This window comes from Limnohabitans sp. 2KL-17 (genome assembly GCF_003063415.1).
In the GTDB taxonomy this organism is placed as follows: Bacteria; Pseudomonadota; Gammaproteobacteria; order Burkholderiales; family Burkholderiaceae_C; genus Limnohabitans_A.
This window is the reverse complement of record NZ_NESK01000019.1, coordinates 1-11,506: the sequence shown is the minus strand read 5'-3', so window position 1 is coordinate 11,506 and position 11,506 is coordinate 1. Positions and strand designations below refer to the sequence as shown.

12 protein-coding genes and 1 tRNA gene are annotated in these 11,506 nt (G+C 56.4%); 8 read left to right on the top strand and 5 right to left on the bottom strand.

Features of this window, described 5'->3' with window-relative positions; genetic code table 11:
• Nucleotides 1-2: 2 nt before the first annotated feature.
• From B9Z45_RS10720 to greB, 5 genes are all read left to right on the top strand, one after another.
• A complete protein-coding gene (locus B9Z45_RS10720) occupies nucleotides 3-998 on the top strand; it encodes an ABC transporter ATP-binding protein (RefSeq protein ID WP_370445832.1) in 996 nt (331 codons plus the stop codon).
• The gene (locus tag B9Z45_RS10715) at nucleotides 998-1,822 is read left to right on the top strand and encodes an ATP-binding cassette domain-containing protein (RefSeq protein ID WP_108407217.1); all 825 of its coding nucleotides are present in this window, start codon (nucleotides 998-1,000) and stop codon (nucleotides 1,820-1,822) included. Before B9Z45_RS10720 ends, B9Z45_RS10715 begins: the two co-directional genes overlap by 1 nt.
• A 14-nt stretch (nucleotides 1,823-1,836) precedes the next feature.
• A complete protein-coding gene (locus B9Z45_RS10710; protein ID WP_108407216.1) occupies nucleotides 1,837-3,354 on the top strand; it encodes an ABC transporter substrate-binding protein in 1,518 nt (505 codons plus the stop codon).
• A 53-nt stretch (nucleotides 3,355-3,407) separates the two neighbouring features.
• Nucleotides 3,408-3,484, top strand: a tRNA-Arg gene (locus B9Z45_RS10705).
• Between the two features lie 135 nt (nucleotides 3,485-3,619).
• Nucleotides 3,620-4,177 carry a transcription elongation factor GreB gene (gene greB, locus B9Z45_RS10700; protein ID WP_108407215.1) on the top strand — a complete coding sequence of 186 codons (558 nt, stop codon included), beginning with the start codon at nucleotides 3,620-3,622 and terminating at the stop codon, nucleotides 4,175-4,177.
• A 13-nt stretch (nucleotides 4,178-4,190) separates the two neighbouring features.
• Here greB and B9Z45_RS10695 read toward each other — a convergent pair whose 3' ends face one another.
• The 4 genes from B9Z45_RS10695 to B9Z45_RS10680 all read right to left on the bottom strand — a co-directional run bounded on the left by B9Z45_RS10695 (nucleotide 4,191) and on the right by B9Z45_RS10680 (nucleotide 8,331).
• Nucleotides 4,191-6,461: a bifunctional (p)ppGpp synthetase/guanosine-3',5'-bis(diphosphate) 3'-pyrophosphohydrolase gene (locus B9Z45_RS10695; RefSeq protein ID WP_108407214.1), complete on the bottom strand. Its 2,271-nt coding sequence runs from the start codon at nucleotides 6,459-6,461 to the stop codon at nucleotides 4,191-4,193.
• 103 nt (nucleotides 6,462-6,564) lie between these two features.
• On the bottom strand, nucleotides 6,565-6,765 hold the full coding sequence (gene rpoZ, locus B9Z45_RS10690) for a DNA-directed RNA polymerase subunit omega (RefSeq protein ID WP_108407279.1): 201 nt from the start codon (nucleotides 6,763-6,765) through the stop codon (nucleotides 6,565-6,567).
• Between the two features lie 31 nt (nucleotides 6,766-6,796).
• Entirely contained in the window at nucleotides 6,797-7,417 is a 621-nt protein-coding gene (gene gmk / locus B9Z45_RS10685; RefSeq protein ID WP_108407213.1) for a guanylate kinase, read from the bottom strand.
• 11 nt (nucleotides 7,418-7,428) lie between these two features.
• Nucleotides 7,429-8,331 carry a YicC/YloC family endoribonuclease gene (locus B9Z45_RS10680; protein ID WP_108407212.1) on the bottom strand — a complete coding sequence of 301 codons (903 nt, stop codon included), beginning with the start codon at nucleotides 8,329-8,331 and terminating at the stop codon, nucleotides 7,429-7,431.
• A gap of 176 nt (nucleotides 8,332-8,507) precedes the next feature.
• On the opposite strand from B9Z45_RS10680, the gene rph reads away from it, so the two are divergent.
• The 3 genes from rph to hemW are packed head-to-tail and all read left to right on the top strand — an operon-like array spanning nucleotide 8,508 to nucleotide 11,102.
• Nucleotides 8,508-9,269, top strand: coding sequence for a ribonuclease PH (gene rph, locus B9Z45_RS10675; protein ID WP_108407211.1), 762 nt, complete (start codon nucleotides 8,508-8,510; stop codon nucleotides 9,267-9,269).
• Nucleotides 9,270-9,279: 10 nt separating this feature from the next.
• Nucleotides 9,280-9,894, top strand: coding sequence for an RdgB/HAM1 family non-canonical purine NTP pyrophosphatase (gene rdgB / locus B9Z45_RS10670; RefSeq protein ID WP_108407210.1), 615 nt, complete (start codon nucleotides 9,280-9,282; stop codon nucleotides 9,892-9,894).
• Nucleotides 9,891-11,102, top strand: coding sequence for a radical SAM family heme chaperone HemW (gene hemW, locus B9Z45_RS10665; protein WP_108407209.1), 1,212 nt, complete (start codon nucleotides 9,891-9,893; stop codon nucleotides 11,100-11,102). Before rdgB ends, hemW begins: the two co-directional genes overlap by 4 nt.
• Nucleotides 11,103-11,124: 22 nt before the next feature.
• On the opposite strand, the gene B9Z45_RS10660 is transcribed toward hemW, so the two are convergent.
• Entirely contained in the window at nucleotides 11,125-11,343 is a 219-nt protein-coding gene (locus B9Z45_RS10660; RefSeq protein ID WP_108407208.1) for a hypothetical protein, read from the bottom strand.
• Between the last annotated feature and the right edge of the window lie 163 nt (nucleotides 11,344-11,506).

Sequence of the window (11,506 nt, the reverse complement as noted above, 5' to 3'; positions counted from 1 at the left end):
AAATGACCAAGCAAGCCCCTCTGCTGCAAGTGACCGATTTGCGGGTGACTTTGCCAACAGCCCGCGGGTGGGCCCAGGCTTTGAGGGGCGTATCTTTGCGCATGGAACGCGGTGATACGGTAGGTCTGATTGGCGAAAGCGGCTGTGGCAAATCGCTCACGGCCCTGGCCCTGATGGGCTTGTTGCCCGAGCGTGCGCAAGTCAGTGGTTCGATTCAATTGCAAGGCCAGGAGTTGGTTCACTTGCCCGATCCACAACTGTGTCGGCTGAGAGGGTCGCGGATAGCCATGATTTTTCAGGAGCCGATGACTGCGCTCAACCCACTGCACCCGATATGGAAGCAAATTGCAGAGCCTTTGCGATTGCATCAGAACATGGGTGTGACCGAGGCCAAAGCCCGTGCGCTGGAATTGCTGGAGAGGGTGCAATTGCCCCGCGCACGCGAACGGCTGGAGGCCTACCCGCACCAGTTGTCTGGCGGCCAGCGGCAGCGCGTCATGATCTCGATCGCGTTGGCTTGCAGCCCCGACTTGTTGATTGCTGATGAGCCCACCACCGCGCTCGATGTCAGCGTGCAAAAAGAAGTGCTGACACTGATCAAGCAATTGGTGAACGAAGATGGCATGGGCCTTTTGTTGATCAGCCATGACTTGGGACTCATGCAAGACCAGGTTGATCGGGTCATGGTGATGTACGGCGGGTCGGTGGTGGAAAGCGCCTCCACATCGGCGCTGTTTGCGCATCGGGCGCACCCTTACACCCGAGGACTTTTTGCAGCACGTCCGCGCCTGGGGTTGGCGCGGGGAACCCGCTTGACCACCATTTCTGGCAGCGTGCCCGAGTTGATGGACTTTCCTGCGGGCTGTGCATTTTGTGACCGATGTGCCTGGGCTGTGGCTGACTGTCGGCAAACGCCCCCGATGCCCGAAAGTATTGCGCCGAACAGTCAGGCATCCGCACCACACGAGGTGAGTTGTCCCCGTTGGAGCCTGACTTGATGATGCCACTTCAAGTGCCGGATATTCCGTTGTTGCAAGTGCAGCATCTGGGGCGGCGTTTCGAGATGCCCCGTTCCCGTTTGTGGGGACCTGCCGCCAGCCTGCAGGCTTTGTCCGATGTGAGTTTTTGCTTGCAGGCGGGTAAAAGTCTGGGCATTGTTGGCGAATCGGGCTCAGGCAAGTCCACGCTGGCGCGTTTGGTCATGGCCTTGGACCAAGCTTCGCAGGGGCAGGTCTTGTTCAAGGGTGTGGATGTGCATCAGACCCGGGGGGAGGCGCTTCGGCATTTGCGCAGCGGTTTCCAGATGATTTTCCAGGACCCCTACGGATCGCTAGACCCAAGACAGAAAATATTCAACGTAGTGACCGAACCAATCCAGACCTTGCGCAAGCCCTCGGATGGCCGATCTGAATTGCGTGATCGCGCGGCACAGGCCTTGAACGAAGTGGGCCTGAGAACCCCTGATCTCGACAAATACCCGCATGAATTTTCAGGCGGGCAACGACAACGCATAGCCATTGCACGTGCCCTGATCACACGCCCAGCCCTGATCGTGGCCGATGAGCCGGTAAGCGCTCTGGATGTATCGGTGCAGGCGCAGGTACTGAATCTGATGATGGACTTGCAAGATCGGCATGGCCTGAGCTATTTGTTGGTCAGCCATGACCTGGCTGTTGTCAACCTGATGTGTGACGATGTGTTGGTGCTGCAATCGGGCTGTGTGGTAGAAAAAGGCCCGGCGCAGCAGGTTTTTCAGCATGCGGTGCACCCTTACACCCGGAAGCTGGTTTCAGCTGTCCCCGGTCAGCGAGATCATTTTTGAAGCAGGAAAAAAATATGAGCATTCAATTCCCCATGAAACGTCAATCGATCCCTTGGTGCATTGCCGCGTTGTTGGCGGCAAGCCTCAGCTTGGCGCCCTGGCAGACTCAGGCCCAGTCGCGCAAGGACAGCGTGATTTTGGGCATGATTCTGGAGCCCACCAGCCTGGATCCAACCATGGCCCCTGCGGCTGCCATCGGAGAAGTGGTGCACTACAACATCCTGGAAGGACTGACCAAGATCAATGTGGATGGGTCCATCAGCCCCTTGCTGGCAGAGGGATGGAAAATGGACGCCGATGGCAAGGCCTACACCTTCAAGTTGCGCAAAGGGGTCAAGTTTCAGGACGGTACACATTTTGATTCTGCAGCGGTCAAGTTCAGCTTTGACCGTGCCAAAGACCCCAAAAGCACCAACAAGGCCAAAGGGGCCGTCTTCAACAACATTAGCCACATCGCCACCCCTGACGTACACACGGTGGTGCTGGTGCTGAACAACCCCGATGGCAACTTCCTATTCAGGATGGGTGAAAACACAGCGGTTATTTTGCACCCTGACAGTGCGGGCAGTGCCGCCACCAAACCCATTGGCACGGGGCCCTACAAACTGGACAACTGGGCCAAAGGCACGGCGGTGACTTTGTCCAAATGGGATGGCTTTCGCGATGCCAGCGCCATCAAGCTGAAGAAGGTCACTTTCCGTTTCATCAATGATTCGGCCGCTCAGGTGGCTGCCTTGTTGGCGGGTGACATTGATGGCATGCCCCGGTTTCAATCACCACAGAGCCTTAAGCAATTTCAGGCCAATAAGCGTTTTGTGGTGGAGATGGGCAGCACGGCAGGCAAAGGCATCATGACCATCAACAACCGCAAAAAACCATTTGACGATGTGCGTGTGCGCCGGGCCCTTTCGCATGCTGTCGATAAAAGAGCGTTCATTGACGGCGTATTTGAAGGTCTCGCAAAACCCATTGGCAGTCACATGGCGCCCACCGATGCTGGTTATGTTGAATTGAGTGGTTTGTATGCCTACGACCCCGAAAAAGCGAAAGCCCTGCTGAAGGAAGCAGGCGTCCAGACCCCCTTGAATGTCACATTGACCTTGCCGCCACCCCCCTATGCGCGCAAGGGGGGCGAGATCCTGGCTGCGCAACTGGCCAAGGTCGGCATTGTTGCCAAGATCGAAAACGTGGAATGGGCCCAGTGGCTGGGGGGCACCTTCAAGGGCAACTTTGACCTCACGGTCATCAACCATGTGGAGCCGCTTGATTACATGAACTATGCCAACGCACAATATTACTGGGGCTATGACAGCAAGGCCTTTCGCGATCTGGCGGCCAAGCATTCGTCTACAACAGCGGCCAAAGAGAGAACCCAACTGTTTGGCGATATGCAGAGGATGATCGCCAAGGATGCCGTGAACGTGTTTTTGTTCAATGCTTCCAATACGGCGGTCTACCGCAAAGGCCTGAAAGGGCTATGGTCAAGCTCGCCAATTTTTGCAAACGACATGGCAGCGGCATCCTGGCAATAAATCTGGAGCGGCTCAAACTGCCTCAAAAAGCTTGCTATAATTGTTCCCATGTTGCGGCTGTAGCTCAGTTGGATAGAGTACTTGGCTACGAACCAAGGGGTCGTGGGTTCAATTCCTGCCAGCCGCACCAAAAGTCAGAAAGCCCACAACGAAAGTTGTGGGCTTTTTCTATTTTTGGCAAGCTCATTTCACAAGCCAAGTTCACGCATCTGAACCCCACGAGCCTCTAATCCCATCATTCAACCGCACCTTTGAGCATCACGATATGAGCAAAGCATTCACCAAAGAAACTGACGACGGTGTTGAGGATGATGAGCTGGAGTTGCCTGCCATTCCCACGGGTGCGCGCAACTACATGACGCCAGCAGGCTACGCCCGTTTGAAGGCCGAACTGTTCTCTCTAATCGATGATGAACGGCCCAAAGTGGTTGAGATCGTGCATTGGGCCGCCAGCAATGGCGATCGCTCGGAAAATGGCGATTACATCTACGGCAAAAAGCGTTTGCGTCAGATTGATCGGCGTATCCGGTTCCTGACCAAGCGACTGGAAGTGGCGCAAGTGGTGGACCCTTCATTGAACCATGGCAGTGATCAGGTGTTTTTTGGTGCGACCGTCACGTATGTCGAATCATCCGGCACAAAGCGCACGGTGACCATCATGGGCATCGATGAAGTCGACACTTCACAAGCGCAGGTCAGTTGGGTTTCGCCGATTGCGCGCACTTTGCTCAAATCGCATGAAGGTGACGAACTCAAATTGGTCACACCAGCAGGCGTTCTGGACATTGAGGTTTTGCAGGTCTGCTACCCATCCCCCGTTTAAGCAAGTCCTGAGCTCAAGAGGCTGAGTTGCCTTTGTTGGTTTGGCGATCCGCCAAGATAACCGAGGGTGTGCGTTTGAGTTGCCGAAGCACTTGTTCCAGATGGGCTGCGTCGCGCACGGCGATCAAGAACTTCAACTCGGCCGTGTCCTGTGGCAGTTCTTGTCCCATGTCGATGTGAACAATGTCCGTCTCGCAATTGGCCAGTGCGCCAGCCACTCTGGCCAACACGCCTTTGCCATTGATCACCGTGACATTGATGACGGTTTCAAAATTGCGCTGCAATTCATCCGACCATTCGACGCCGATGAAGCGCTCGCGGTCCTTGTGTTCGAGTTTCTTGGCGATGGCACAGTCACGGGTGTGAACAGCGAGGCCTTCACCACGGCCCAGGTATCCCACAATATCGTCTCCTGGCAAGGGGCGGCAGCACCGTGAATAGACGACCGATGCGTTTTCGTTGCCGTCCAGGGTGATGGTGCCTTGAGAGATGGATTCGTGGGCTGTAAAACGCTCACGGGTCATCAGCAGTGCATCGGGTTTTTGGCCAAGTTCCGACAACAAGGCGGCCAAGCGTTTGGCCACAATGGTCGCTATGCGTTTGCCCAAGCCGATGTCCATCAACAAATCCTGTTGGTTGCGGTTGCCGGTAAAGCGCAATAGTTTTTCCCACAATACATGACCTGCGGCATCGTCTGCAGGCAGTTTGTCGATGCCCTCTGCTCGAAGCGATTGCGTGAGCAGTTTTTCGCCCAATTCCACCGACTCGCTTTGTGCCATGGTTTTGAGGTGATGGCGGATTTTGGACCGGGCCCGGCCGGTGCGCACAAAACCCAGCCAAGCCGGATTGGGGGCAGACACTGGGGCAGTGATCACCTCGATCACGTCGCCATTTTTGAGCTCGGTGCGCAGCGGCACCTGATCGCCATTGATGCGTGCGGCCATGGCATGGTCGCCCACCCGGCTGTGGATGGCATAAGCAAAGTCCACTACCGTGGCACCCCGAGGCAAAGCCATGATCTGGCTCTTGGGTGTGAAGACATAAACCGCATCAGGAAACAGATCAACCTTGACATGGTCCCAGAACTCGGCGGCATCGCGGGTTTCTGTTTGAATATCCAGCAGCGATTGAAGCCACTGAGTGCCCAAGCGTTTCGATTGGGCACTGGCTGAGGCATGTTCTTTGTAAAGCCAATGTGCTGCCACCCCCGATTCCGCCACCAGATGCATGGCTTCGGTGCGCATCTGGAACTCGACGTTGACGCCCGATGGCCCCACCAGGGTCGTGTGCAAGGACTGGTAACCGTTGACCTTGGCGATCGCGATGTGGTCTTTGAACTTGCCGGGAACAGGCTTGTAAATCTGGTGTAACCATCCCAATGCGGTGTAGCAATCGATCACCGAAGGCACGATGATTCGAAAGCCATAAATGTCGGTCACCTGGGCAAAGCTCAGGTGCTTTTCGTCCATCTTCTTGTATATTGAACAGAGCGTTTTTTCGCGACCGCTGATGCGGACATCCAACTTGGCGTGAACAAAAACGGCTTCCACATCCGACTTGACTTTTTGAATCAGATCGCGTCGGCGGTTGCGTGCCCGAGCCACGGCCTTGGTCAGCACCGCGTAGCGCCAGGGCAGCAAGTGTTTGAAAGACAGGTCTTGCAGTTCCCGGTAAATCTGGTTCAAACCCAGGCGGTGGGCTATGGGGGCGTAGATTTCCAGGGTTTCTGAGGCAATGCGGCCCCATTTGCTGCGCGGCATGTCGGACATGGTGCGCATGTTGTGGGTGCGATCGGCCAGCTTGATGAGGATGACCCGCACATCACGCGCCATGGCCAGGAGCATTTTGCGAAACGATTCAGCCTGGTTTTCTTCGCGGGTATTGAACTCCAACTTGTCCAACTTGGTCAGGCCATCCACCAACTCGGCCACTGGAGAACCAAAGCGCTGGATCAGCTCGGGCTTGGTTACGCCACAGTCCTCCATGGCGTCGTGCAACAAGGCAGCAGCCAGAGCCTGGGCATCCAACTTCCATTCGGTGCACAAAACAGCCACAGCGATCGGGTGGGTGATGTAGGGCTCGCCACTTTTGCGCATTTGGCCCAGATGGGCCTCATCGGCAAATTTGTAAGCCTTGCGCACCATGGTGGTCTCGGCTTCGTTCAGGTAACCGAGTTGAGCCTCCAGCACCGCAAAGCTGGCCGCCGCCGCATTGGCCGCAGCAGGAGCCATCGCCTTGGGGTGGCGGGGGCTCGCTTGTGAGGGGGGGGACGTGGCACTGCTCATGACATCAATGTAACGCAAGCTGTTGCAGGCATTTATCGCGGACAAAAAAAACCCCCATGAGTGGGGCTTTTGTGGATTCGGCAAGGGCCGAACAGGATGTGGTTCAGGAAACGCGTTTGAGCATTTCGATACCTACTTTACCTGCAGCGATTTCGCGCAAAGCAGTCACGCCAGGTTTGTTTTTGCTTTCGATGCGGGGGGTGTGACCCTGGCTCAGCATGCGTGCACGGTAAGTGGCAGCCAAAACCAGCTGGAAACGGTTCGGGATCTTTTCCAGGCAATCTTCAACAGTGATGCGGGCCATGATGTTTTCCTTGAAAATTTCTGCGCGTGACTCAAGCAATTTTGAGTGCTTGGAAGGTGTCAGGCCGTGTTCGGCGCTGGACGTGGTACTTGAGACGCTGAGCGTGAACGACCGCTTTGAGGTCAAACAGGGCTCGGTCAAAGACTTCGTTGATTATAACGAAGTCAAATTCCTTGGCCTGAGACATCTCGATGGCCGCATTTTGGAGGCGTAACTCGATGATTTCGGGGCTGTCCTCGCCACGGCGCTCCAGGCGAGAGCGCAACTCTTCCCAACTGGGTGGCAAGATGAAGATCAGCACCGCGTTGGCATACATCTTTTTGATCTGCAGTGCACCTTGGTAATCGATTTCAAGCACCACGTCGGTGCCTTGGGCCATGCGGTCCTCGATCGTCTTTTTGGAGGTTCCATAGCGCTGACCATGCACATGGGCCCACTCGACAAACGCATCGGCCAGCACCATCGCGTCAAATTCCTGAACTGATACAAAAAAGTATTCGCGACCGTGCTTTTCCTGACCGCGAGGGGCCCGCGTGGTGTGTGACACGGTGGGTTGGACGCGCGAGTCCAGTTCCATCAATGCCTTGACCAGGCTGGATTTGCCAGCCCCGCTGGGAGCCGCCACGACAAATAGGTTTCCGGGGTAATCCATGGGCTGATTCTTTATTCGATGTTCTGGACTTGTTCTCGCATTTGCTCAATCAGCACTTTCATGTCCACTGAAATACGGGTCATTTCAAGTGTTGCCGATTTGGAGCCCAGGGTGTTGGCTTCACGGTGCAGTTCCTGGATCAAAAAATCCAGACGTTTGCCGATATCCCCCCCCTTTTTCAGCAAGCGGGAAATTTCTTCCAGGTGCGAACGCAGGCGGGTTAATTCTTCAGCCACGTCAATGCGAATGGCAAAGGCCGTAGCCTCGGTCAGTGCGCGGTCTTGCGCTGCTTCGGGCAGGTGACTCCCATCTGCCAGCGCCATGGCGTCTTTCCAGCGCTCCAAAAAACGCTGACGCTGTTGCTCGACCAATTGCGGAACCAATGGAACAGCCTGCTCGCTCAAGCGCAGCAGTTGGACGATGTGCCCTTGCAGCATGTCGGTCAAGCGAGCGCCTTCACGCGCACGGGCTTCGCTCAGGGCCTTGACCACCTGGGCGGCGAGGTTCAGCCAGGCCGCTTCATCGGGAACGGCCTGTCCGGAGCTTCCAGCGGTCATGCGCAGCACATCGGACACGCTCAAGGCGGGAGCATTTGGCAGCCAGTCGTGAATTTTGTCTTGCAGCGCCGCGACTTTTTGCAGAGTCTGGTGACCGGGTGCCTGCAGTGTGGCGCCGTCACCGGCGTCCTGACTGGCACGCACTTCGACTTTGCCGCGCTTGATCTGTCGGGTGATCAATTCGCGCAAGCCAGGTTCGAGCTGTCGCAGCTCTTCAGGCAATCGAAAGCTCAAGTCCAAAAAACGGCTGTTGACCGAGCGGATTTCAAGGCCCAATCGCGCGGTTGGGCTGGTGCTGGCAGGGCTCTCACCAGAGGTGGCCTGCGGGCTGTGCTGCACGCTGGCGTACCCGGTCATACTGTAAACTGGCATCGGTCAAATTCCTTGGAACAGCACGCCCTTCTTCGATTCCAAGAATGAGGCTTGAGCGCTGCATAGGGGCCGCACAAGGTGCGAACACCAAACCGTGGATTATCGCAAACTCTCTGGCTTGCCCTCAGACCCTGCAAGCTGCCAACACACTCTTACACACCATGAACACCACGACTGCCTCTTATGTCCGCTCCGGTCGCGCCCATGACGCTTTGCGCCCCGTCCGCATCACCCGGGGCTATACCGTCCACGCCGAGGGCTCGGTTCTGATTGAATTTGGCCAGACCCGCGTGCTGTGCACCGCCTCGGTCGAAGAAAAAGTGCCGGGTCACAAAAAAGGCAGCGGTGAAGGCTGGGTGACCGCCGAATACGGCATGCTGCCCCGTGCCACACACACCCGTGGCGACCGAGAAGCTGCCCGGGGAAAGCAAAGCGGTCGTACGCAGGAAATCCAGCGCCTGATCGGACGGTCACTGCGTGCTGTGTTTGATTTGAAGAAGCTGGGTGAGCGCACCATTCACCTGGATTGCGATGTCCTGCAAGCCGATGGGGGCACGCGGACTGCCAGCATCACGGGTGCTTTTGTGGCAGCGCAAGATGCCGTCAATTGGCTGATGACCACGGGCAAACTCACTCAATCCCCCATTCTTGACCGCGTGGCGGCCATTTCTGTAGGGTTGAAAAACGGCACAGCCTTGCTTGACCTTGACTACCCCGAAGACTCGGCTTGTGACACCGACATGAACGTGGTCATGACCGGCGCTGGCAACTTTGTGGAAGTGCAGGGTACCGCCGAAGGCGTGGCTTTTACCCGTGTCGAGATGGATCGCATGCTGGCGTTGGCCGAAAATGGGATTGCGCAGTTGGTGAAGTTGCAAAAGCAAGCGCACGATGAGCCCAAGACCCTGATCTTCAGCGCCTGAAACCGAGTTCATGAAAATCGTTCTTGCATCCAACAACGCCGGTAAGTTGGCGGAGCTGCAAACCCTGTTTGCTCCGCTGCAAATGACACTGGTGCGGCAGTCCGAGCTGGATATTCCCGAGGCCGAAGAACCCTACAAAACCTTTGTTGAAAACGCACTGACCAAAGCGCGCCATGCAGCGCATCTCAGCGGCTTGCCCGCCCTGGCCGATGACGCTGGTTTGTGCGTGGATGCTTTTGGGGGACAGCCCGGTGTGGACACGGCTTATTACGCCACGCGCTTTGGCTACCCCAAGGGCGACGATTACAACGTGACGGCGCTGCTCGAGCAGATGCAGGGCATCACCAACCGCCGTGCAGCCATGGTCAGCACTTTGGTGGCCTTGCGCAGCGCCGATGACCCGGAGCCCCTGATCGCTATGGGCCGTGTGGTGGGTGAGATCACGCGAGAGCGTCAAGGCATCAATGGCTTTGGTTTTGACCCAGTCATCTACCTGCCCCAGTTTGGCAAGACTTTCGCCGAGCTACCGGTTGAAGTGAAAAACGCCAACAGCCACAGGGGCCGGGCCGCACAGGCCATGCTGGCGCTGATGCGTGAACGCTGGCTGGACACCACCCCAGCATGAACCCCACCCTGGATCTGGTGCACGCCATGCGCCCGGGCTTGTTGCAGCTCAGTGCCTTGCCCCCTTTGTCACTTTATGTGCATTTGCCCTGGTGCATCAAGAAATGTCCTTATTGCGACTTCAACTCGCACGAGTTTCGTGAAGGCGCCGATCCCTTGTCCACGCAAGACGCGTACATCAGTGCCCTGTTTGCTGACCTTGAAGCCAGTTTGCCCATGGTCTGGGGCCGAAGTGTCCAGACGGTATTTTTGGGTGGCGGCACACCCAGTCTGTTTTCGACAGAAGCGATTGACCGACTCTTGAGCGGCATCCGCGCCCGGTTACGGCTGGCGCCTGATGCCGAAATCACCATGGAAGCGAATCCTGGCACCTTTGAAAAAGACCGTTTCAGGGCATTCCGCCAGGCTGGCATCACCCGCTTGTCTATTGGGGTGCAAAGCTTTGACAATGCGCACCTCAAGGCCCTGGGCCGTGTGCACGACCGCGATCAGGCGCTGGCAGCCGTCACAGAAGCCGCGCAGGTGTTCGATACCTTCAATCTGGATTTGATGTACGCCTTGCCGGGACAGACGCTCGAGGGCTTGACCCAAGACATTCAGACCGCGCTGGCTTTTGCGCCACCGCACATCTCGATCTACCACCTGACGATCGAGCCCAACACGGTGTTTGCCAAGTTCCCGCCGACCCTGCCCGAAGACGATCTGGCTTACGACATGATGGACCGCATCACCGAGTTGACCATGGCCAAGGGCTTGGCACGTTACGAAGTATCGGCCTATGCCAAAGATGGCCATCAGTGTGCCCATAACCTGAATTACTGGCAGTTTGGTGATTACTTGGGCATTGGCGCCGGGGCACACAGCAAGCTCAGTTTTGCGCACCGTGTGATACGACAGGTGCGGTACCGCGAACCTGGCCTGTATATGCAACAAGCCAGCAAGGGCGAGCCGGTCACGCAAAGCACTGAGGTCTCACGCCAGGACCTGCCGTTTGAGTTCATGCTCAATGCCCTGCGCTTGCGCGGTGGTTTTGACCTCGCCGATTATGTAGACCGCACAGGGCTGGCCATGACCAGCGTGCAAAAGGCTTTGCAAGAAGCCGAAAAAATGGGTTTGATTGGCCGAGATCTGCACCGCGTTTGGCCGACAGAAAAGGGCTTTGATTTTTTGAGCGATTTGCAGGCGCTTTTTTTGTCTGAGCCAGACTGACACGTTCAACCTGCAGCAGGACTCAAACTTGTTTGATGTGGAGTCGGGAGAGCACCAGTTTAAAACCGTAGAGCATCAACAAAGCGCCCAGGGTGTCGCCAATGAACATGGGCCAAACATCGGCCAAGATGTTGACAGTGGACCCCTGATGCAGCGCCCAGACCAGTTGATGGACGACCGAATTGGCGGCTGAAAAAATAAGGGTGAAATTGAGCAAACGGTGTGCGGTCAACTCTTGCATCAGTTGGTTTAACAGGCTGCTGAAATACTCCCATGTTTAGGTCCACGCCGAGCCCCTGAGAAACGTTAATTGTTGAGCAACTACACGGACACATGATGCGCGGCGCTGACACCTTCACCGAGAGCCTTTTCACGATGCGTCATTTGGACGATTTCGTACCAGC